At 38.8% G+C, this 21,895-nt stretch carries 24 protein-coding genes; 3 read left to right on the top strand and 21 right to left on the bottom strand.

The window, feature by feature from the left end; translation table 11 throughout:
- The first annotated feature begins 205 nt into the window (after positions 1-205).
- Positions 206-1,933 (top strand): NFACT family protein, encoded by a 1,728-nt coding sequence (locus tag EO113_RS00575; RefSeq protein ID WP_127135216.1) that lies wholly within the window; start codon positions 206-208, stop codon positions 1,931-1,933.
- Between the two features lie 288 nt (positions 1,934-2,221).
- Here EO113_RS00575 and bioA read toward each other — a convergent pair whose 3' ends face one another.
- The 14 genes from bioA to nth all read right to left on the bottom strand — a co-directional run bounded on the left by bioA (position 2,222) and on the right by nth (position 14,472).
- On the bottom strand, positions 2,222-3,568 hold the full coding sequence (gene bioA, locus EO113_RS00570) for an adenosylmethionine--8-amino-7-oxononanoate transaminase (protein WP_127135215.1): 1,347 nt from the start codon (positions 3,566-3,568) through the stop codon (positions 2,222-2,224).
- Between the two features lie 33 nt (positions 3,569-3,601).
- Entirely contained in the window at positions 3,602-4,306 is a 705-nt protein-coding gene (gene bioD, locus EO113_RS00565) for a dethiobiotin synthase (protein ID WP_127135214.1), read from the bottom strand.
- 109 nt (positions 4,307-4,415) lie between these two features.
- On the bottom strand, positions 4,416-4,982 hold the full coding sequence (locus EO113_RS00560) for a biotin transporter BioY (RefSeq protein WP_127135213.1): 567 nt from the start codon (positions 4,980-4,982) through the stop codon (positions 4,416-4,418).
- Positions 4,983-5,247: 265 nt separating this feature from the next.
- Entirely contained in the window at positions 5,248-6,009 is a 762-nt protein-coding gene (surE, locus tag EO113_RS00555) for a 5'/3'-nucleotidase SurE (protein ID WP_127135212.1), read from the bottom strand.
- A 166-nt stretch (positions 6,010-6,175) separates the two neighbouring features.
- Entirely contained in the window at positions 6,176-6,613 is a 438-nt protein-coding gene (rpiB, locus tag EO113_RS00550; RefSeq protein WP_127135211.1) for a ribose 5-phosphate isomerase B, read from the bottom strand.
- 176 nt (positions 6,614-6,789) lie between these two features.
- Entirely contained in the window at positions 6,790-7,233 is a 444-nt protein-coding gene (locus tag EO113_RS00545) for a low molecular weight protein arginine phosphatase (protein WP_127061069.1), read from the bottom strand.
- Between the two features lie 156 nt (positions 7,234-7,389).
- A complete protein-coding gene (locus EO113_RS00540) occupies positions 7,390-8,484 on the bottom strand; it encodes an L-threonylcarbamoyladenylate synthase (protein ID WP_127135210.1) in 1,095 nt (364 codons plus the stop codon).
- A 264-nt stretch (positions 8,485-8,748) separates the two neighbouring features.
- Positions 8,749-9,705 carry a peptide chain release factor N(5)-glutamine methyltransferase gene (gene prmC / locus EO113_RS00535; protein ID WP_127135209.1) on the bottom strand — a complete coding sequence of 319 codons (957 nt, stop codon included), beginning with the start codon at positions 9,703-9,705 and terminating at the stop codon, positions 8,749-8,751.
- Positions 9,698-10,780: a peptide chain release factor 1 gene (gene prfA / locus EO113_RS00530; RefSeq protein WP_062402531.1), complete on the bottom strand. Its 1,083-nt coding sequence runs from the start codon at positions 10,778-10,780 to the stop codon at positions 9,698-9,700. Before prfA ends, prmC begins: the two co-directional genes overlap by 8 nt.
- Before the next feature lie 12 nt (positions 10,781-10,792).
- Positions 10,793-11,683 carry a DUF1385 domain-containing protein gene (locus EO113_RS00525; RefSeq protein WP_127135208.1) on the bottom strand — a complete coding sequence of 297 codons (891 nt, stop codon included), beginning with the start codon at positions 11,681-11,683 and terminating at the stop codon, positions 10,793-10,795.
- Positions 11,684-11,755: 72 nt separating this feature from the next.
- The gene (rpmE, locus tag EO113_RS00520; RefSeq protein WP_009354094.1) at positions 11,756-11,953 is read right to left on the bottom strand and encodes a 50S ribosomal protein L31; all 198 of its coding nucleotides are present in this window, start codon (positions 11,951-11,953) and stop codon (positions 11,756-11,758) included.
- Between the two features lie 86 nt (positions 11,954-12,039).
- Complete coding sequence (locus EO113_RS00515; protein ID WP_009354108.1) at positions 12,040-12,330, bottom strand: YdbC family protein; 291 nt, start codon at positions 12,328-12,330, stop codon at positions 12,040-12,042.
- 2 nt (positions 12,331-12,332) lie between these two features.
- Entirely contained in the window at positions 12,333-13,835 is a 1,503-nt protein-coding gene (locus tag EO113_RS00510; protein ID WP_127135207.1) for a hypothetical protein, read from the bottom strand.
- 1 nt (position 13,836) lies between these two features.
- Positions 13,837-14,472: an endonuclease III gene (gene nth, locus EO113_RS00505; protein ID WP_009354082.1), complete on the bottom strand. Its 636-nt coding sequence runs from the start codon at positions 14,470-14,472 to the stop codon at positions 13,837-13,839.
- A 151-nt stretch (positions 14,473-14,623) separates the two neighbouring features.
- Between nth and EO113_RS00500 the strand changes: the two genes are divergently transcribed.
- Positions 14,624-14,890: a DUF896 domain-containing protein gene (locus tag EO113_RS00500; protein WP_240629355.1), complete on the top strand. Its 267-nt coding sequence runs from the start codon at positions 14,624-14,626 to the stop codon at positions 14,888-14,890.
- A 1-nt stretch (position 14,891) separates the two neighbouring features.
- Positions 14,892-16,220, top strand: a complete 1,329-nt coding sequence (locus EO113_RS00495) for a threonine/serine exporter ThrE family protein (RefSeq protein WP_127135206.1) — start codon at positions 14,892-14,894, stop codon at positions 16,218-16,220.
- A gap of 42 nt (positions 16,221-16,262) precedes the next feature.
- On the opposite strand, the gene trxA is transcribed toward EO113_RS00495, so the two are convergent.
- The 7 genes from trxA to coaE all read right to left on the bottom strand — a co-directional run bounded on the left by trxA (position 16,263) and on the right by coaE (position 21,874).
- Positions 16,263-16,586, bottom strand: coding sequence for a thioredoxin (gene trxA, locus EO113_RS00490; RefSeq protein WP_009354160.1), 324 nt, complete (start codon positions 16,584-16,586; stop codon positions 16,263-16,265).
- 12 nt (positions 16,587-16,598) lie between these two features.
- Positions 16,599-16,970: a CoA-binding protein gene (locus tag EO113_RS00485; RefSeq protein ID WP_127135205.1), complete on the bottom strand. Its 372-nt coding sequence runs from the start codon at positions 16,968-16,970 to the stop codon at positions 16,599-16,601.
- A 24-nt stretch (positions 16,971-16,994) separates the two neighbouring features.
- Positions 16,995-17,921, bottom strand: coding sequence for a tRNA glutamyl-Q(34) synthetase GluQRS (gene gluQRS, locus EO113_RS00480; RefSeq protein ID WP_127135204.1), 927 nt, complete (start codon positions 17,919-17,921; stop codon positions 16,995-16,997).
- A gap of 9 nt (positions 17,922-17,930) precedes the next feature.
- On the bottom strand, positions 17,931-19,943 hold the full coding sequence (locus EO113_RS00475; RefSeq protein ID WP_127135203.1) for an ABC-F family ATP-binding cassette domain-containing protein: 2,013 nt from the start codon (positions 19,941-19,943) through the stop codon (positions 17,931-17,933).
- A 100-nt stretch (positions 19,944-20,043) separates the two neighbouring features.
- A complete protein-coding gene (locus EO113_RS00470) occupies positions 20,044-20,688 on the bottom strand; it encodes a hypothetical protein (RefSeq protein WP_127135202.1) in 645 nt (214 codons plus the stop codon).
- A gap of 11 nt (positions 20,689-20,699) precedes the next feature.
- A complete protein-coding gene (locus EO113_RS00465; protein ID WP_127135201.1) occupies positions 20,700-21,263 on the bottom strand; it encodes a lytic transglycosylase domain-containing protein in 564 nt (187 codons plus the stop codon).
- Positions 21,260-21,874 carry a dephospho-CoA kinase gene (gene coaE, locus EO113_RS00460; RefSeq protein ID WP_127135535.1) on the bottom strand — a complete coding sequence of 205 codons (615 nt, stop codon included), beginning with the start codon at positions 21,872-21,874 and terminating at the stop codon, positions 21,260-21,262. Before coaE ends, EO113_RS00465 begins: the two co-directional genes overlap by 4 nt.
- Positions 21,875-21,895 lie beyond the last annotated feature (21 nt).

The raw sequence follows: 21,895 nt of genomic DNA, 5'->3' as shown, positions 1-21,895 counted from the left end.
TATAGTGATAGTTTTTAAATTTTTCTCTTACTAATAGATAGTATAAGAATATGGTACCCTTAGTAAGGTACCATGTAATATCAATTATTTTTCGTAAATTTATACAAATTACCTATTCCATTTGTATAGAAAAGAAGTGTAATTGCAAGAATATTTTACACTTTCAAATATAATAGTACTATACACCTATAACGAAAGGATTTCCATGAATTTAGATGGTTTAACATTATCTGTATTAATCCGAGAACTAAATGACCAAGTTGGTAATGGTCAAATTCAACGTATTCAGCAGATTGATAAAACAAGTATACTTTTAAAAATTAATACACCTACCACAAGTCCATACTTAGTGATTACTGTAGGCAGTGCTCCATCTATCTATGTAACAGACAAGATTGTAGATGCTCCCAAGGAGCCCACATCTCTTATTATGTATTTACGAAAATACATTGAAGGAGCTCGTATCACAAATATTGAGCAACTACACGGGGACCGTATTATCCGCATCACAGCCGACAAATTAGGGTTAGATGGTTCCATACTTGTAAATGAAATCTATGTAGAACTAATGGGCAAATATTCCAACTGTATATTTGTGCAAGATGGCACCATTTTAGAATCTCTGGTTCATGTCACACCACTTATGAATCGTGTTCGGTCAGTAGCTCCCAAATTACCTTACGAGCTACCTCCTAATACATCTCGTGTGGATCTTATGCAGTTCTCAGGTCCGGAAATAACACAATTACTCCAATCCTTTTCACAAGATACAGTAGGCAATACCATTCGCCATATCTTCAATGGCTTTGGTCCTGTCCTATTAGATGATCTATGTTATCGTATGGGGCTAACTCCTACGACACCGATGACAGCGGAGCTCATCAATAGTATCACCGAAGGACTTACTAATTTGCAATCCCAACTTCTTAGGACACAAGGATTATTGCAATACACTACAGCTACTGGTAAACGCTTGTTAACGCCTATTCCACTCTGTGAAAGTTCTCCCCACACCATTGTTGATACTACCCAGTATCCAACAATTTCTGAGGCCCTTTCACAGGATGTGGCAAAGCTAGGAGCTATTCATACAGCAGGAAAAGAGTTAGAAAAAATTATCTCCGCCGCTATCAAAAAAGAGGAAGGTCGTCACGAAAAAATAAAAGCTGAACTAGACGACACATCCAAAGCGGATATGTATAAATCCTATGGGGATTTGCTCATGATTTATAGCTACTTGCCCCACCACTATGAATCGGAAGTGACAGTACAAAATGTATTATCTGACTCGGCTGAAGATATTACAATCCCATTGGATCCCCCATTATCCATTACAGAAAATGCGCAGGCCTATTATAAACTGTATCGTAAGATGAAAAATCGTACAAAAAATGGTCAATACCAACTAGAACAAAGCTCCATGCGCCTTTCTTATTTGGAATCCATTCAATACAGTTTATCTTTGGCCACGACCAAACAATCTGTTCAAGAAATTCGCAGTGAATGTGAAAGTGCAGGCATCTTGCGTCAATCTAAAAAGCCGATTCCTTTCAAGATTAAAAAAGACAATTTCTTGCATTTTACCATTCCTAATGGTGACGTATATGTAGGGCAAAACAACCAGCAAAATGAGTACCTTACCAACCGTTGGGCTAAACCTAATGATCTATGGTTACATACACAGCATATTCAAGGATCTCATGTTATCTTACGTTCAGATATAGAACCAGATATTAAAATGATTGAAGCCGCTGCACAAATCGCTGCGTACTTTAGCAAAGGAAAAGATACATCTAAAGTAACCGTGGACTACACCTTAGTGAAGTACATTAAAAAGCCACCTGGATCTCCTTTGGGGTATGTCATATTTAATACCCACAACGACATTGTGGTAGAACCGAAAGCACCTGAGGGGTATACGGAAAATCACTAGTTTATCTTAAGTACAAGTTAGAATATCCCTTTGTAATCTAATGGTAACCAATGATTTTAACAACATAATCAAAATATAGCAAAGGCTGTAAGCATTCATATCGTTTGCTTACAGCCTTTTTATTATTCTAATTCATATCGTATGAACTTCACTATCACTCTCGTACATCAGACTATATTCAGGTTCTTTTCCATCTTTATAATCTAAAAAATATTTTAGGGAATTAGATATTACCCAAATTGTAGCACAAAGATGATAGTTTAACGAGTTATATTTAATGATTTACACTTATCCCAATACATCTGCCATGGCTTTCACTGTTCGTTCGATGGCAATATCGATGGTCTCTTTATCAATGGTTAAAGGGGGATTAAAGTAAATGACATTCCCCAATGGTCTAAGTAGTAATCCTCTATCTAATGCTTTTTTATAGATTTGATAGCCCATGCGCAAGGATCCATCAAATCCTTCTTTTGCTTCTTTATTGGTAACAAGTTCGATGGCATTTATTAATCCCATACGACGGATTTCTCCTACATTGGGGTGATTACCTAAGGCTTTCAGTAAGGCATCATGTAAATAGTTACCCATTTCCTCAGCTTGTTCTAAAATATGTTCATCTCGCAATGTATCTAGTACTGCCAATGCTGCGGCACAGCCCAATGGGTTACCACTATAGGTATGACTATGCATGAACGCTTTCATTGTGTGGTAATCATCGTAGAAGGCCTGATAAATTTTTTCAGCTACTACTGTAATTGACATCGGCATATAGCCACCAGTCAACGCTTTGGAGACAGTCATAATATCTGGAGAAACTCCTGCATGGTCAAAGGCAAATAACTTGCCTGTACGACCAAATCCTGTTGCAATTTCATCAGCAATCAGTAACACTCCATAACGGTCGCACAGCTCACGTAGTTTACGTAGGTATTCTGGCGGATACATTTTCATACCTGCACACCCTTGAATCAATGGTTCGATGATAACAGCTGCTAATGTGGAACCATGCTCTGCGAAATCTTGTTCCATATGCTCAAAACATTCACAGGAACAAGTTTCGCGAGTTTTACCATAAGCACAACGATAACAGTCTGGTCCTTGTGTATGGATAGTTTGATCCATCAACATTGGCTTATAAATTTCAGCAAACAAATCCATACTGCCTACCGATAAAGCACCAATGGTTTCACCATGGTAGCTCTCACTGAGGCATAAAAATTTTTGACGCTCTGGGTGACCTGTTTGATAATGGTATTGGAACGCCATTTTCAAGGCACATTCTACAGCACCAGACCCATTATCACTAAAGTGAAACCTTGTTAACCCTTCTGGCACTACTTCTTTCAATCGTTCAGCCAAAGTGATAGCCGAACGATGACTAAAGTTAGCAAAGATAACATGTTCCAATGTATCTAATTGATTTTTAATCGCCTTATTGACCTTTGGATGGCAATGACCCAATAAATTACACCACCAAGAACTGATAATATCTATGTATTCTTTTCCATCTACATCATATAAATAGCAACCTTTTGCATGGTCGATTACAATGGGTGGCAATGTTTCATAATCTTTCATTTGAGAACATGGATGCCAAATTAATTCTAAATCCTTTTTTGCCCAATCTTTCATGTGTATACCTATACCTCTCTTATAATTATCTAATTATGCATGGGGATTCACTATATCCTCGTAGCAACTTAACATAACCTTCACACCTATATGCAAGGATGTTTCCCCAGGTCCTACTCTATCTAACACAGGAATACCCGTCAATCGTTCCATCATCACACAATTATCTTCTTCCATTGGGTTTCCTGTGTATTGGTTCACAATGATACCTTTTACAGTAATACCTTTGGATTGCAAATAATGGATTGTCAACACTGTGCTGTTAATCGTACCAAGTGCTGCTGTAGCTACCACAATGGTTGGCAAGCCTAAATCTTTTACTACATCTTCTAGCATATATAATTCTGTATCTGTCACATATAGAGGACAAATAATGCCACCACTACCTTCTACAGTTGTATAGGTATGTGATCTAGCGACGTTACAGAAATTTTGGTTCACTATGGTTCTATCGATAACTTTTCCTTCATGACGAGCCGCTAAATGGGGAGATACGGCCTCATCAAATACATAAGATAGTAAACTTTCATCCTCCTGTGAAAGTCCTGCCACTTGTTTTACATAGCCTGCATCGCTTTCAGAAATGCTAGGAGCACCGCTGACAGCTGCTTTATAATATGCCACATCATGGCCAGCTTCATGAAGTTTTTTGAGCCATAAAGCAGTGATATATGTTTTACCTACATCTGTTCCTGTACCTAATATATACAAACCTTTTGGGCTTTGAGTTATTGTCATGATTTTATCCTTTCCTACGTTGTTCATCACCTGTGGTGACTTTCATAAATATCAACATAAGGTGCATACCAACGTGTATATGCACCTTATGTCACATCTGTTATGTATACTATCGTTTTAAAATCGGAAGTAATCGTTTTGCAATCACTGCTGCCAAGATACAGAGGAAAATATCTGGTATCACTGGCAATGCAAAACAGTAGATAAATAATACATCTAGTCCAATTGGTTTTGCTAAGTATAGATCCATGATTTCATATAAGTAGACCATGCCTAAGGCATATACTATAGCTAAATTCACAAATGAAGCGGTTAGCAATGTTTTGAAAGTCACAACTGTTGCTTTTTCTATCATACGACCTGCCACAAAGGCACCAATAGCAAAGCCTACTAGATAGCCAAAGGTAGGTTTGAAGATGTACATAAATCCGCCACCTTCAGTGAACACTGGTACACCTACGAGACCAAGAATAATATACATCGCTACGCTCATACCACCTAATCGACTTCCCAAGATTAAACCAGCTAATGTGGTAAAGAGCAATTGCAAGGTAAATGGTAAATTAGGAATAGGAATCTTAATAAATGCCCCTACTGCTACCAAAGCCACAAATAATGCGGTCATCGTAATTTGTCTTGCACTCATCGCTCCTGTTACATTTGTTTCTTCTTTCATGATAGGACCCTCCCTTGAGCCACAACATAAGATGATAAAAAATGTCTTTCAAGTAGTATTAAAACACTATTGCTTTTTATTGTCAACTCCAATATAATTACTAGGAGTTTACAATAAAAAGAAACGACCTATCCTATCATATATCATGATAGATAGATCGTTTGTATATTATTAGATACATCAAAGATTTATAACTATACTATAATAAATATATCCAAAAGTTAATACTCCCTCCACGGGGTTGTAAAGCTTTAATGACTGCACGCTATTTATTTGCAATTAACTGTTCCACCACAGAAATTTGAGCCGTATCTTCTTGTTTCCACGTCAAAGGCACCACAGATATATATCCTTCTTTGATATGTCCCACATCGGTTGGTTTATCTTCCTTATGGAATCCTTGGTCCCCTACAATCCAATAATATTCTCTACCTTTGGCATCCTTACGAACATCGATAACATTCGTGTATTCTTGAAAACCTTGATGGAATACTTTCACTTGTTCCCAGCCAACAGGGCCTTCTTTTAGGAAATTGACATTTAACAACCCTTCATATTTTCCCTTTTCGTACATAACTCTGATAAAGTCAGTAATAAAAGGCAATATTTCCTCCATACGTTTGACGGTATATTTCTCAAGAGATAAAGCCAAAGATGGAATATCGTACATCAATCCCTCTAATGCGGCACCTACAGTACCTGAATACACTGCATCAGATCCCAAGTTAAATCCATGGTTGATACCAGATACAACTAAGTCAGGACGATCATTTTTTAATAAATAAGATAAAGAAAACTTCACGCAATCTACTGGTGTGCCCTCTACAAAGAGCATTCTTGGGTTGTCACCCTCTTCACTCATCTCTTTTGCTCGAATCGGTACTTGTACCGTTAACGCACTAGATTTTGCACTTTGCTCCACCTTTGGTGCCACCATTGTTACTTGATGGTGCTTTGCTAATTCCTGTGCTAATCCTTGTATACCTGGGGCCCATAAGCCGTCGTCATTTGTTAATAAAATATGCATAGTATCTCCTATCTAATAGTAATATTACATATACTATTGTATAGTAAATTGACTAATATTTCTATATTTGTAAGATTCCGAATATATTTATTTTAGAATTATATCGAACATAAAAACGACTAGTCCAATCTCAGGACCAGCCGTTACTTTGTTCGATATTATTCTATTATTCTTCAATAGCTGAGATTTTATCCACACGTTTTGCATGGCGACCGCCTTCAAATTCAGTGTGCAACCAAATGTCCACAATTTCTAATGCCAAACCTTGACCGATAACACGTTCACCCATAGTTAGTACATTAGCATTGTTATGTTCGCGACTAGCATGAGCAGAGAATGTATCATGACATAATGCCGCACGAATGCCTTTAACCTTGTTCGCTGCAATACCGATACCGATACCTGTACCACATGTCAAAATACCACGATCAAATTCGCCTGCTGCCACTGCTTCCGCCAATGGCTTTGCCACATCTGGATAATCCATGGAATCTGTAGAGTACGTACCAAAATCTTTGTACTCAATGCCTTGTTTCTCTAGTAAGCCTTTAATAGCTTCTTTTAAATGAAATCCACCATGATCACAACCAACTGCTACTTTCATTTCGTCCTCCTTTATTTAATACTAGCTTCATAAAATAGTATCTTATTAATATATATCTTTAGATACGCCTGTATTGTAGATACATATCCGCATTGTTGATTTATACATACAAGCAATTATAGTATTCTTTATATACTATGGTATCCAATCTATTTGATGAATCAATTGGAGCATTCTTATTTATGCAATGCAAGTCCTTGTTGTACATACCGTACAATCTGTTCCGCTGTTTTAGTATATATTTCTTGAGATTGTCCAAATGGGTCTTCTACGTCCCCAACTTCACCACCAAATTCAGCAAGGGTCATAATTTTTTTACTATCGAAAGGAAATTGGCGAAGTAATATTTTTTTATGATCTTCTGTCATTGCCAATACATAATCTGCGGCTTTCACAAAATCTACTTTTAATGGGCGAGAGCTGTGTTCGCTAATATCTTCGCCTACTAATTCACGAACTGCCTCCACAGCTTCGTCGCTCACCTTAGCTCCAGGAACGCAAAATAATCCTGTGGATAAGGTCAATACCTCTATACCAAGTTCACGCCCTACAGCACGGGCAATTCCTTCTCCCATGGGACTACGACAGGTATTCCCTGTACAAACAAACAATAAATTCATAATTACCTCTACTACACTTTAAAGCTATTTTACACCATCCAATATGGTCTAGCCATCACGTTTACAAAATCAATTAAGAAAAACCATATCTGATATATATCAACATACCAATATTTAGAACTACTGCACTCATCCCATCAAGCGTTTCAAACATCCTTAGATATATTGTACATGACCACCACTGGCTTTCTCTAAGCGATTCATAACGGCCACACCAAGTCCTACCGGAGCACAGCCTTCCACAATTAATGTATCCACACCCATATCGTTAAACTGTAATAAACTATCATATAAACGGTTGGCCAATGCCATAGGCTCTGCTTGTTCACCATATACAATGATATCTACCGAAAGTGTAAAATTGGGAAGTACTGTATTTAAATTTTCCAAAGTTTTCTCTGAAAGTAATAACCCAACTCTCGGCTTTCTTGTGCAATCTTCCTGTAAAATAGCTTCTTGCTGAACCATCTTATCTATGATGTCTTTCATATGTTCCGCTACTGTTAATGACTGTCCCACTAGTACTTGTACCGGCATATCAGGGGCATAATGGCGATATTTCATCCCTGGCGCTTTCGGCGCCTCTGTAGGATCATGCAATGCCGTATCATATACCACATGGTCCGCCACCATTTCTAGCATCTCTTTTGTGACACCACCGGGACGTAGGATAATTATCGTATCATCTTCGACTTGTACGACTGTAGATTCTACGCCAATTTCACAAGGCCCTGCATCTACTACAGCATGAATACGTCCTTTCATATCGTGTAAGACTGCTTCTGCCGTAGTCGGACTTGGCCGACCTGAACGATTGGCACTAGGCGCTGCAATAGGCACACCCGCAATACGTATCATCTTACGACACACCTCATGGTCTGGGCATCGTAATGCCACCCGTGAAAGTCCACCGGTCGCACGCTCTGGCACTAGCGCAGACTTTTCAAAGGTAATCGTCAAAGGACCTGGCCAAAAGGTATCCATTAATCTTTGTTCTAAAGGAGAGATATGTTTCACTAAACGGTGTACCATAGACTGATCACATACATGTAAAATTAAAGGATTATCAGAAGGTCGCCCCTTGGCTGCATAAATACGATCCATCGCATCTGCTGCCAGTCCATTAGCTCCTAAGCCGTAGACCGTCTCCGTAGGTATGGCCACCAAATCGCCTACACGAAGCAACGTACCGGCTAATTCTACATCATCAGGAGTCAATACCTGTGTTTCAATATGTTCTACTACTTCCATATCATACCTCCTTTCCTATGTACTGTTTCCTATTTACTATTATATCACTTATAACAAACTTATTTTAAACTATATGAGACAGTAATTTTCGACTCTCATCCTACCTCCACAAAGCGAGCCGTATATAAACTTTTGTTTGTACAGGATATTGTTGATTACTACAGATAGAGTGCCATATACTTCGGAGCAAATCTCAGTGGAACGTAAATCTATGGACAAGTATATGGCGCTCTATCCCCACTATTACATGTATCGAACAAAATTTTATATAAAAGAGCGTCGTACTTCCCAACGTACTTCACGAATAATACCAGCTATATCTTGTTGATACACTGGTTCTCCATAGTATCCTGTTTCTGCAGCTAGCTTTGATACAGCCTCTTCTTGACCTTGTCCAATTTCGATGGCAAGGTATCCACCGTCTTTTACTAGACGCCAACCTTCACGAATGATAGGAACATAAAACTCTAATCCCGTAGTTCCTCCATGAAGGGCAATATGAGGTTCATGTAATACTTCTTGAGATAATGTGTTCATCTCTGCGGTGGTAATATACGGTGGATTCGACACAATTATATCAAATAAACCGTCTAAGGATGTTTGTTGTTCATCAAATAGAGACTTACAAGCCTCTAACAGCGCACTATATTCAGTACCTTTACCTACTTTCACCTGTTCTAATAGTTGCTTTATATCACTTTCACAGAACCTTGAAACATCGGCTAATTCTAAGGATACGCGATTCTCCTCAGCTACTGCTAATGCTTTGTTGGAAATATCTACACCTACACCAGTGGCATTGGGCAAATAATGCAATAGACTTAATAAAATGGTACCGGGACCTGTACATAAGTCTAAAACGCGTGGCGATGCATCTACTTCATAAAGGTCTAGCATATCTTCAATTAAGGTTTCTGTATCTGGACGGGGAATCAATACATGCTCGTTCACATGAAAGTCTAACCCCATAAATTCTTTATGCCCTGTAATAGCGGCTACGCTATACCCCTTCGCACGCTGTACCACTAGAGGTCGATAGGCATCTAATTCAGCTTTGTCCAAAGGTCGGTCAAAGTTGACATATAAATACATGCGGTCACAGCCCAAACTATGAGAAAGCAGTACTTCCCCATCCAAGCGGCTTGATTCTATGCCTTTGGAGCGAAAATACTGCTCTGTCCATTGGAGCATGCGACTAATAGTCCATAACTCATTATCCATGTTGATTTGCCTCTTGCATTTTAGCGGCTTGTTCTGCTGTAATGAGGGCTTGAATTAATTCATCCATATCTCCATTTAATACAGCATTTAATTTGTATAAAGTTAAGTTAATGCGATGGTCTGTGACACGACCTTGTGGATAGTTGTACGTACGAATACGCTCGGAGCGATCCCCTGTACCCACTTGGCTTTTACGGTCTGCTGCCATAGCGGACGTCGCTTCTTGCTCTGCTTTATCTTGTAATTTAGCACGCAATACGCGCATTGCTTTTTCACGGTTTTTGAGCTGAGAACGCTCATCCTGACAAGCTACCACAATACCAGATGGTTTGTGTGTAATACGGACAGCTGACTCCGTTTTATTAATGTGCTGTCCACCTGCACCAGATGCACGGTATGTATCGATTTCCAAATCTTTTTCATTGATTTCGATGTCGATATCTTCTGCTTCTGGTAATACCGCTACCGTTACAGTAGACGTATGGATACGTCCAGAAGATTCTGTATCTGGAACACGTTGCACACGGTGTACGCCACTTTCAAATTTTAACTTAGAATATACACTGTCGCCTTCGATGGAAAATACGACCTCTTTGAAGCCCCCTAATTCAGGCTCGTTCGCATCGATGATGGTACATCTCCAGCCTTGTGTTTCTGCGTACTTTGTAAACATGCGGAATAAATCTCCTGCGAACAAAGCTGCTTCATCACCACCGGCACCACCACGAATTTCGACGATAATATTTTTATCATCGTTCGGATCTTTTGGTAATAGCAAAATATGTAATTCTGCCTCTAATTCATCTCGACGAACTTTTAATTCATTCAATTCTTCTTGTGCCATAGCACGGAAGTCTTCATCTAGGCTTTTATCACCTAGTACTTCTAACGCTTCTTCAATGCCGGCTAAGACTTGTTTATATTGACGGAATGTGTTCACTGTATCCGTCAATGACGCATGTTGGCGAGTCAGTTTACGCCATTCTTCTTGGCGAGCAATCACATCTGGGTCAGAAATGCGCTGTTCCAAGTCTAAAAATTTATCTTCAATCACTTGCAGTTTATCTACTAACACGGTGACTCCTTTCTAATCTTCTTCGTAAGCATCTTCTTCACTAGGTCGCACAGATTGTAAGGCACGAATAGCCACTTCAATTTGGTCATCCTCTGGCTCTCTCGTAGTCATATATTGTAGGGCCAAACCAGGAGCAATGATGGCTTTCATGAGTGGATGCTGTGTCCGTCCAGCTAGGCGAATCAATTCATAGGAAATTCCAGCCACCACTGGCATCAAGGCTAATCTAGATACTATACGTTCCACTAAATTAGGCCAACCTAGAAATGCGAATACAACAATACTCACTACCATGACGAATAATAAGAAATTAGTACCGCACCGTGCATGTAATCTAGAATGATTTCGCACATTTTCCACGGTTAATTCCATATCATTTTCATAGGTGTGTATCGTTTTATGCTCTGCTCCATGATACTGAAAGACACGCTTAATATCTGGAGTGAGTCCAATAGCAAAAATATATAATAAAAAAAGGATTAAACGAATAATTCCTTCATATAAATTCAATATCATATGATCTGTGCCTGCACCTGGCATAAATTTTGCCAACCATGTCGGTAAGGCGATAAATAATGCTGCTGCAATGAGTACAGATACAGCCATAGTGATGGCAATTTCTTTGTTGGATACCTCTTCCTCTTCTTCTCCAGAGGCCTGTGCCGAAAAGGATAAGGCTTTCATACCAATCACTAAGGATTCAAATAAAGCTACTACTCCACGCAGAAATGGCAACTTTAATACGGGATACTTGTCTTGGATAGATTTCGTAGGTTCTTCTTTAACCGTGATGGTTCCATCTGGTTTTCGACAAGCTGTGGCCATAATCTTAGGACCACGCATCATAACCCCTTCAATGACAGCTTGTCCACCTACATATTTTTTTACTCGTTCCTGAGTCATAGGGTCTCCTGTAAAACAAATATAGGCAGAGCCTTAGCTCTGCCAATTAATTTGTATAGGTTATTTACGTAATTATTTGCCGTAACGTTTGTTAAATTGTTCGATACGACCGCGAGCTTTAGCCGCACGTTGTTGTCCTGTGAAGAATGGATGGCAGTTGGAGCAAACGTCCACGCGAAGATCACCTTTAACAGAACCAGTTTTGAATGTGTTTCCACAACCGCAAGTTACAGTTGCTTCCGCATAATTAGGATGAATTCCTTCTTTCATGTATATACACCTCTTTTCAACGTCTAAACTTTTCCTATAGATTATATCACGAATGCTATACTCTATGCAATACTAGGGACTATGACTTATTCAGATTTTTCTGCTTCTAATTTTTTAGCCTCTGCTCGTTCTTGTTTTGCTTCTTCTAAAGCTTCTTCTAAATCTACAGAGTTTAAGATTTCTTTTAGTTCTAAAATCTCTTCTAATGTCAAGGTTACACCTTTTGTCATTTGTGAGTAATCTTCATCCCAAGCGCGGATATCGAATTTAGGATTGTAACGTCCCCAGCTTGTGCATGTTAATTGCTTTTTCATGCCATCTTTATTTTCTGAAAGTGTACCTAGTACTTTATAAATTGAATAATTAACCACAGCCATGATTAGCCCTCCTCTGCTTCTGTATTCGTTTCTGTTGGCACTGGTACAACCACACTAGCTAGTGTGGCTAATGCATTGCCCCAGTTTGTTTCAGCTTGCGCTTTTTCTGTTTCATATTGTTCTAATGAAGTGGTAAAGCTTGTCGTAAATGTAGCCAACGCCTCTTCTTTCACCACTTGACGACGACAACTACCCATTAATTGTAATAATGCAGGTGTGGTAGTTACCATGGACGCTAATGTACGTACTACTTGTTTTCCTTCTTCACTATTGAAATACGTATACCATAAGAATGGTGCACTTGGATGGTTAAAATACCAACGATATTCTACTGTATCATCTTGTAAAACAGATTGTTCCATCGCAGTTTGTACGGCTTCATCCTCTGGGGATGCCCCTAAAGGAATACCACCCTTTTGTTCCAATGTAACAGACACATCGATGCCTTTCATAGATACTTGTAAATAATATCCCTCCAAAGCTTCAAACATGCGTTGCATGTATGTTGGAATACGATAGTCTCCATGTATATATCCATCTTCACCCATGGTTGGATGTTTTGGATTCATACTTACTTGTACACCATATAGTGAAAGTCCATAGTGAACCAAACTAAATGTTTCCATAGACGCCAAAACTTCGTGAGGCAATGGAATGAAGTTGGTTTGCTTATACCCATCTTCAACGATTTCACAAATGGACAAACCTACTTTTTTCACAGGTCCTAAGCCATAGCGGAATTCATAGGTTTGCAATGGGGCCCATTCTCGAACGACTTCTAAATGATTTTGAAGAATCATGAACTGTAAGGCTACTCGATTCATATTCAATTGATCTTGTACGGCAGACACTGGAATGAAGTAACGTACAGTGCCTTTTTCGCTTACATTATTCACACGAGCCGCCATTTCTTCCATCGTCGTTACTGGTGCTGTGAACATGCCGGATGTAGCTGCTACAATGTGGTCAAAGATGACATCTTCTGGCCATTCATTGATTACTGGTGCTAATGGATATAGACTACGGAATAGGTCATAGCAGCTTTCAGAGGCTGTATAAAACAGCAAACGATCTGTGGGAAGGGTTTGCATTATTTCTTCTGCAATGGCTGCATATTCCTCAAAATAGGCAAAAAGAATTATACCTTCTGTATTCTTGTGGAAGTCGATAACTTCTTTGAACGGTACAGTCCATTGACGACCTGCGGACACACCTTCATAATAGCCAGTAGCACTGATGAAATCCATTAATTCTACGCTAAAGGAAACACCGTAAATTTCCTTAAACCCTGCTTCATCATATGGCAAGGGTCCAAACATATCTACTGTGGATGTTTGTGCAAGCTCAAATAATTCTTTCGGCGTAATCCCCCACTCACGGACTTCACCGCTTTGGGTGATGATTTGATCTAATACACGGAATCTTGCTATTTCCTGTACGATAGCAGGACCTATAACACCTACTTTTGTAAAAGTTTCTATGAGATGTCTCATTTGTTCTGTCATACTATACCTTCCCTGCCGATTGGCATACATCATATAAAGGACATTCGTCACATAATGGTTTTCGTGCTTTACAAATTTTTCGACCGTGCCAGATCATCCAATGATGTGCGGCACTCCAGTGTTCCATAGGAATTGCTTTTTTCAGTTTCTTTTCTACTTCATCTGGTGTTTTACCCTTAGCAATACCTAAGCGATTGGATACACGAAACACATGCGTGTCGACCGCAATGGCTGGTGTATCAAATAGTATGGATACTAATACATTGGCTGTTTTACGACCAACCCCTGGCAATGTGACTAAGGTATCAAAATCTCGGGGCACTTCACTATTGTGTTGTTCCACTAAAATTTTGCATGTTTCATGAATATGTTTAGCTTTAGAACGATATAACCCGCAATCTTTAATGAGCGCCTCTAATCCAGGTATACCTAATTCATACATGTCTTTAGGATCGCTATATTTCGGAAAGAGTCGTTTTGTTACAATGTTGACTCGTTCGTCAGTACATTGTGCAGATAATGCAACTGCTACTAGTAATTCAAAAGGCGTAGTAAATTCTAGTGCAGGTTTTGCATCATGGTAGACTTCTCCCAATATTCGTATTTGCTCTGCCTTGATGGCTTTTGTGATTCGCATCGGAGCCTTCTCCTCTAAGATGAAAAAACTATATAAATTGTGTTATAATATAAATCTACAATGAATATCATCGGTTAGATACTTTTATCTAACCAAGTATATAAAGTATCATACCATAAAGAAAGTCTACTAACAAATAAGGAGATTATCTATGACAGAACAAGAAAAAAAAGAAATGACCATGGAAGAAGCATTAACACGCATTAATGCATTGGCAGCGAAAAAAAAATCTGGTCAAAGCTTAACAGAAGAAGAGTTAGCAGAAAAAAAAGATTTATATGAAGTGTATTTAGGTTTTATCCGTGCCCAAGTGGTACAACATTTGGAATCTATTGAGTTTGTAGATGCTGAACCTGAAGCAGATACTGTGGAAGTGGATGTAGATTTAGACACAAAACACTTACGGAAGAAGCATTAATATGTCTCAATACACAGAAAAGGATTTGCGCATTTTAGAAGAACCCTTTGTGGAAATCAGAAAAAAGGTAAAAATTCTACTTCGTATGGGCTGTTTATTATCTGAAAATGGAGCCAATGCGAACCAAATTGTTCGAGATATGCATCGCGCAGCCGCATATATGGGAATTCCAGCAGATCATCTTCATATCCATATTGCCTACTCTAATATTTTGATTAATATTCATAGTCCAGAAGATTGCTTTACATCCTTTAGAAATGTCCAATATTTAGGTGCTAATATGGATATTATTTCCTCCATTAGTGTCTTAACTTGGACTGCATTACGTAATGAGTATACTCTTGATGAATTTTCCCAAAAACTCGAAGAGATTGCTAAAAAAGATCCTCCCCATTCGGACGCCACATCTGCCATCTTTGCAGGATTTGCCTGTGGTGCTTTTCCTATCTTATTTGGGGGTACTATTATCTCTGCATGGATTACAACATTCTGCGCTCTCCTTGGATTTATTATACAATTGATATTAAAACGTTTTCAAATTAATGGCTATATCAGTATCGCCTGTGCTGCTGCGGTATCTTCTGGATTAGCCTTTCTATCCGGATGTATTTTTGACTCTGCCGATGTGATCTATGCTATGATTGCTTGCACATTGTTTATGGTTCCTGGCATTCCTCTCATTAATACAGTCGATGATTTGCTAAACAACTACATTTTGGCAGGAATATCTCGAGCTGTACATACGTTACTCATTGTGGGCAGTATGACTGTAGGGATTAGCATGGCTCAATACTTCAATCATTCTTATGATTTCACCCATTTAAGTATTGTTCCAGACAGCATTTCCATTGTTTTACTAGGTGCTGCCGTTGTGGGTGCTGCGGGCTATGCTGTCATGTTTTATACTCCAAAGCGTCTACTCCCACTCATAGGTATTGGTGGCCTCATTGCTATTTTAGTAAAAAATATGCTCATATTATACTTAGGATTTTCTGTGTTTGGCGCTACTTTTATCGCTGCTGCTATGGTCAGTTTATTTTCTCTGAAAGCAGCTCGTTATTCCCATACATCCTCTAAGGTATTAGCGATTCCATCAGCGATTCCTCTTGTACCTGGCGTATTTATCTATCGATTTTTATATGCCATGTTACATATTAATTCTCTCACATCTGCAACCTTAGTCGAAGCCATTCAAAGTGGAGTCACTGCCATCCTAATCATCATATCCATCGGTGTAGGCGTTGCTATTCCTTCTATTCTAGCTGGTAAAATATTAGATGCTAGAAAAGAGAAAAAACTAGAAAGTTTATTAGATAAACGGTATACATAAGAAAAGGACTGATATCTCAAAGATATCAGTCCTTTTTGTGTATTATAGATGAGCTTCTACAGCTGCTTTTAATTCTTCTAATGGAATGAAACCGATTTTGCGATCTACGATTTCACCATTTTTGAAGATAGCAAAAGTAGGAAGAATTTCAATTTTGAAGAATTGTGCCAATTCAGGTTGTTCATCAGTGTTTACTTTTGTTAATGTCACTTTGTCGCCTAAGGCAGCTGCCAATTCATCATATACTGGCATCATGCGAACACAGTATCCACACCATGGTGCCCAGAAATCTACAACAGTTACTTTATCATTTGTTGCTACTACTTCTTTAAAATTTGCAGATGTTACATCAATAATTGCGCTCATATAAGCCTCCTATTAAATTTGAATCAATACACAGTCTTGAATCACTTCAAGACCTAATTCAGTTGCCTTTTTCACTACTGCCGGTTTATCCGCACCTGGTTGTAGCCAAACGGTCTTAACCCCTAACTCTTTACAACTATCTAGAGCTTCTAAACCAACTTTTTCTGGCACAACAAAGTCCACTACAGTAGGTACTACTGGCAACTCATGCAAGCTTGGATAGCATTGTACGCCATCGATAGATATAATATTAGGATTCACTGGATACACTGTATATCCTTTATTGACAAGATGTTTGAAAATCTTATATCCGAACTTATCGGTTCTTGTTGTGGCACCTAAAACGGCCCACGTTTTTTCTTGGATCGCTGTTTCCATTGACATACGTATCACCTCGTTACTGTACTATCATACCATAATATCGAAATTTGTCAATTTAATTGTATCTTGTTTTAATAGTTTCTTTGGAATTGTAATCTCCAATAGTTCTGAAAGCCCTATGTGACCGCTAAGAGGTAAGTCCCCCTTTGTGAGTAATCCTGTTTCTAATGCAAACCATGCCCACAATCTCTCTGGTGTAGCACCTTGGTTCTGCAGATCACGTATGGTTATACTTTGTTGCCGTTTAGACAGACGATACCCTTCTGCATCCACTAGCATAGGGGCATGACCATATTGCAAAGAAGGAAACCCCAAGGCTTGGGCCAGCGCAATTTGATGACCCGTCACAGGCAGTAAATCATTACCACGAACTACTTCTGTGACACCCATTTCATAATCATCAATGACCACCGCCAAATGATAGGCAATCATTCCATCCCATCGCTGTAACACGATATCATCATTACAAGATTGGATTTTATAATCTATCGTGCCTCGATATATGTCCAGAAAGGATCCTTTTATATTCTCCATATGAAATCGCCAAGAAGGAGGTCTTTCACCCATAGTCGGCTCATGGGTTAAACAATATCCATCGTACACATGATGGGCTTCACCTTGATGAGGAGCGCTACTGATTTCCTGTAAACGCGCTCGATTACAATAACACGGATATAACCGTTTTTGGCTACGTAATTCTTGTAAATATATCTCGTATATATCCATACGTTTGGATTGATACGTAGGTGCTTCGTCCCAAGTAAAACCAAGCCAAGATAAATCTTCTAGTATATGTTCTGCATAGATTGGTTTAGACCGTTGAGTATCTACATCTTCTATGCGCACTATATATTCACCATCTTGATGCCGTGCAGACCAATAGGACAAAAATGCCACCCACAAATTCCCTACATGTATATGACCTGTAGGGCTGGGGGCAAAACGACCTTTCATAGAAACCTCCTAAGCCTCTTCACTAAGGTGTTCCCACCGCTCATAAAGAACCTCTAACTGTGATGTTGTATTAGCTAACTCTTGAGATAATCGTTCATATTCTGATATATCTCCCTGTATAGATGGGTCCTGTAGCTGCACCGTATACATTTTAACTGTCGCCTCATACCGTGCAATATCTGACTCTACTTTTGCTAATTCCTTTTCTAGCATAAAAGAATTCGTTTTCTTTTTAGGTACTGTCACTGCTTCTGAATACCTAGTATCTTGTTTCTCTGTTATAGCAGCCTCTGATATACCTTTATGTATCTCAGCATTAGAATCTGTACTCACTGCTGTATCTCCAGCATTGTCGGCCTTTCCTGCTGTATTGCTGGACATATTGTTGCGTTTCGTCTGCTCCGCTTCTAATCGTTGGGCTGCTAACACTGATCGTTCCAACATTTTTTCTTTATAATACGAATAATTGCCATAAAACTCTTCAATGCCACCATTATCTAAGACCACAATGCGTTTTGCCACAGCATCCAACAAATATCTGTCATGGGAAATAATGAGCAATGTGCCCTCAAACTGTTGTAAGGCTTGCTCCACTGTTTCTCGTGTAGGAATGTCTAAATGATTTGTCGGTTCGTCAAGGATTAAGAAGTTACGGCCTTCTAAAAATAACTGTAATAAGGCTATCCTTGCACGTTCTCCACCTGATAAATCTCCTATTAACTTGAATACATCATCACCTCTAAACTGAAAGGCACCTAGTACGCTACGAGCAGATTCTTCTGACATATCATAAGGAGCCATAATCTCTTGTAACACAGACCAACTAGGGTGTAATTCTTCATGTTCTTGCGAGAAATATCCTGTCTGCACTCGATTTCCTGTGGTAATCGATCCATCCAGTGTATTAATTTCCCCCATAATTGTTTTTACAAAAGTCGATTTTCCAGCTCCATTCGCACCAATTAAGCCTACTACATCTCCTCGACGTAGCGTTGTTGTAATATGTGTAGCCACTGGATGTTCTACATCATATCCAATGGACACATCCTCCACCATCAACACTCTGTCTGCACTCATTTCTGCCTTAGGAAAGGTAAAAGCAAACTCTCTATCTTGGTCTGGTGCCTCTAATCTTTCTAGTCTATCTAATTGTGATTGACGACCACGAGCCATTTTAGATTTTATGCCCGCTCGATATTTGTCAATATATTCTTCCGTTTTACGAATGTGTTCCTGTTGCTTTTCATACGCACGTTGATACGCCACTCGTTGCTGCTCTCGTTGTTTCAAGAACTGGCTATAATTACCTTTATAGGTATGTACTTTACGATGAGATAATTCTACTACTTCTGTCGCCACTTGATCTAAGAAATATCGGTCATGGCTGATGATGACAATGCCACCTTTGTAGGATTTTAAATATCCCTCTAACCACTCTAACATTGGCATATCTAAATGGTTAGTAGGCTCATCAAGAAATAAAAAGTCAGGACGGCGCACCAAGGCTTTCGCCAAGTTAATACGCGTTTTTTGTCCCCCAGAAAATTCACTGGCTTTCTTCTTTAAATCTTCGTCACCAAACCCTAACCCATAAGCAATACGTTGGCTTTGTTTTTCATAATCATACCCACCAAGCCATTCTAATCGCTCTTGTAAATAGGATAAACGACGCAAGTCCTGTTCTGTGGCATCTCGATTTTCTAATTCTGTCGTTAACGCTTGTAACTGGGATTCTAAGTGCTGTACATCAGCCCAAGCTGTTTGAATTTCTTCTTCTAAACTAGCATCACCTAAATTTACATCTTGTTGTAAATAGCCTATAGTGATACTACTGTCTTTCACAATGATCCCCTCATCATGTTCTTCTATACCTAGTATGCATTTCATCAACGTCGATTTACCTGCCCCATTCGGGCCAACTAAAGCGAGACGTTCTCCTTGTCGTATGGTAAAAGATACATTAGAAAAAATTTCTCGTATCCCAAAGGATTTCCCTAGTTTTTCTATTCGGATCTGTTCCAAAATACTTCCCCTATCCTGTTTCTGTTCCCTATACAAAAGTATTACCATTATATAGTATCTAAAAAATATACCATTTATCTTAGTAAATAATATAGGTAGTTTATAAACTAAGTAATACTTCTTGTAAATGATTCGTCAAAGCTTGTTCAAATTTATCTATCGTAGTTGCGTCCAAGTCATGTGTAATTCCTGGATAGCCTTGTTGTCTAGTTTCACCAAAAAATTCATCGCGGAATGTATTATAAAATAAGACGACCCCTGTTTCCTCATTATCTTTGATATAGGTGCCAATAATATAGGAGCCATTAATCATATCTAATGCAGTATGAGGCGTCACATCTAAATGATATCCTGCGATTGTTTGTGGCAATGCCTCTGTATAATTCCACTGATGTATACCTTTTTTCTTGTATTCGTACACAAATCCTTCTTGGGGCGCCATAAATCGTGTCATCATAGATGCTTTATAGTTGGCCTTTAGGTTCTCCATAAATGGGGTTAAAGACTCACGTATAAAAGCAATATCTACAAACTCTACTAAAGGTACTGTAATACGTACCATATAATCCCCTACTTCCGTATCATAGAGAACTGACCAACGCCACTTTCTATCATTTGTATAATAAAAAATACTATATACAGTAGACGATATGGCTTTTTGTTCCACCACTAAGTGAAAGTCTCCAATAGTGGATTCTAACCATGATAAATCGAGGGTTTCACATTCTTTTATGATTGCATCCATGGACTCTTTCCTTATCGTAGTTGACTATATAATGCTTGATACTGTGATTCATTCGCTATCACGCGTTTCACGTAATCTTTTGTTTCTGGAAATGGTATTTTGTTTATATCGTCAAAATTATCATCCCAGCCATAGGTCTGCATCCATTCCTCCACATGACCACGTCCTGCATTGTAGGCTGCTAAGGCTAAGATTTCGTTACCTTTAAATTCTTCTAATAAATATGATAAATACCAAGTCCCTAATTGTATATTCGTGTTCGGTTCCTTAATATCTTGGTCAGATAGACTAGACTGATTTAATTGTTCTCCAATCCAGTGCGCTGTTTCTGGCATTAACTGCATCAATCCTATAGCCCCTGGTAAAGATTTTGCATTCGTATCAAATTTACTTTCCGTATAGATAACAGCCGCAACCATAGATGGTCTTACATGGTAAGTAGATGCATTTTTCAATACCGCGCTTTCATATACTAACGGATACGCATACTGTCTAGCTAAATAGGGTTGTCCATATTGCACATAGTAGGCCGTAAGAACAACGATTAGCCAAGCAAATGCTGTGGATACCCTCATAGTTCCTCCTTCTGAAAGTGAATTTTCGCTGTTTTCCACAATTTACGTAATTGTTTTTCTAGTTCTTTCATAGTCCCAGAATTATCGATGATCACAGTACTTAAATCACGCTTTTCATCTAAACTCATTTGACTACGAATTCGATCCAGTGCCTCCTGTTCAGAATAAGCGTTTCGTTTCATCAAACGCTCTAGTTGTGTCACAGGGTTTACGTACACAAGCCAAATCTCATCCATCTGTGTATGCCAATCTGTTTCAAACATCAATGGTATATCATAGATAACTGCCTGCTTTCCTTTTGCTTCCCATTCTTCTGTCAATTCTTGTATACGATGTCTAATATGGGGTTGCAATATAGAATTAATAGTTTCTAAAGCTTTGGAATCTGAAAATACAAAGCTACCAATATAGGCACGATGTAACGTGCCATCTTCTAGCACTGTATTAGGTCCAAAAGCCTGTATCAATTCCTGTAAACCTGGCGTTCCTGGCTCAACAACTTCTCTAGCCACTACATCTGCATCAATATAGGGAACACCTTTTTTTTGTAACCATCGTAACACTGTACTTTTACCAGAGGCAATGCCTCCTGTGAGTCCGATTTTATACATATTTACACCCCACATTTGATT

Origin of the sequence: Veillonella sp. 3913 (assembly GCF_003992235.1) — a bacterium.
Classification (GTDB): domain Bacteria; phylum Bacillota; class Negativicutes; order Veillonellales; family Veillonellaceae; genus F0422.
This window is presented reverse-complemented; position numbering and strand designations above follow the sequence as displayed.

Coding starts and splice junctions, on each gene's coding strand:
- EO113_RS00575 (WP_127135216.1), top strand. CDS start 206: ATGAATTTAGATGGTTTAACATTATCTGTATTAATCCGAGAACTAAAT.
- bioA (WP_127135215.1), bottom strand. CDS start 3,568: ATGAAAGATTGGGCAAAAAAGGATTTAGAATTAATTTGGCATCCATGT.
- bioD (WP_127135214.1), bottom strand. CDS start 4,306: ATGACAATAACTCAAAGCCCAAAAGGTTTGTATATATTAGGTACAGGA.
- EO113_RS00560 (WP_127135213.1), bottom strand. CDS start 4,982: ATGAAAGAAGAAACAAATGTAACAGGAGCGATGAGTGCAAGACAAATT.
- surE (WP_127135212.1), bottom strand. CDS start 6,009: ATGCATATTTTATTAACAAATGACGACGGCTTATGGGCCCCAGGTATA.
- rpiB (WP_127135211.1), bottom strand. CDS start 6,613: ATGAAAGTAGCAGTTGGTTGTGATCATGGTGGATTTCATTTAAAAGAA.
- EO113_RS00545 (WP_127061069.1), bottom strand. CDS start 7,233: ATGAATTTATTGTTTGTTTGTACAGGGAATACCTGTCGTAGTCCCATG.
- EO113_RS00540 (WP_127135210.1), bottom strand. CDS start 8,484: ATGGAAGTAGTAGAACATATTGAAACACAGGTATTGACTCCTGATGAT.
- prmC (WP_127135209.1), bottom strand. CDS start 9,705: ATGGATAATGAGTTATGGACTATTAGTCGCATGCTCCAATGGACAGAG.
- EO113_RS00525 (WP_127135208.1), bottom strand. CDS start 11,683: ATGACTCAGGAACGAGTAAAAAAATATGTAGGTGGACAAGCTGTCATT.
- rpmE (WP_009354094.1), bottom strand. CDS start 11,953: ATGAAAGAAGGAATTCATCCTAATTATGCGGAAGCAACTGTAACTTGC.
- EO113_RS00515 (WP_009354108.1), bottom strand. CDS start 12,330: ATGGCTGTGGTTAATTATTCAATTTATAAAGTACTAGGTACACTTTCA.
- EO113_RS00510 (WP_127135207.1), bottom strand. CDS start 13,835: ATGACAGAACAAATGAGACATCTCATAGAAACTTTTACAAAAGTAGGT.
- nth (WP_009354082.1), bottom strand. CDS start 14,472: ATGCGAATCACAAAAGCCATCAAGGCAGAGCAAATACGAATATTGGGA.
- EO113_RS00500 (WP_240629355.1), top strand. CDS start 14,624: ATGACAGAACAAGAAAAAAAAGAAATGACCATGGAAGAAGCATTAACA.
- EO113_RS00495 (WP_127135206.1), top strand. CDS start 14,892: ATGTCTCAATACACAGAAAAGGATTTGCGCATTTTAGAAGAACCCTTT.
- trxA (WP_009354160.1), bottom strand. CDS start 16,586: ATGAGCGCAATTATTGATGTAACATCTGCAAATTTTAAAGAAGTAGTA.
- EO113_RS00485 (WP_127135205.1), bottom strand. CDS start 16,970: ATGTCAATGGAAACAGCGATCCAAGAAAAAACGTGGGCCGTTTTAGGT.
- gluQRS (WP_127135204.1), bottom strand. CDS start 17,921: ATGAAAGGTCGTTTTGCCCCCAGCCCTACAGGTCATATACATGTAGGG.
- EO113_RS00470 (WP_127135202.1), bottom strand. CDS start 20,688: ATGGATGCAATCATAAAAGAATGTGAAACCCTCGATTTATCATGGTTA.
- EO113_RS00465 (WP_127135201.1), bottom strand. CDS start 21,263: ATGAGGGTATCCACAGCATTTGCTTGGCTAATCGTTGTTCTTACGGCC.
- coaE (WP_127135535.1), bottom strand. CDS start 21,874: ATGTATAAAATCGGACTCACAGGAGGCATTGCCTCTGGTAAAAGTACA.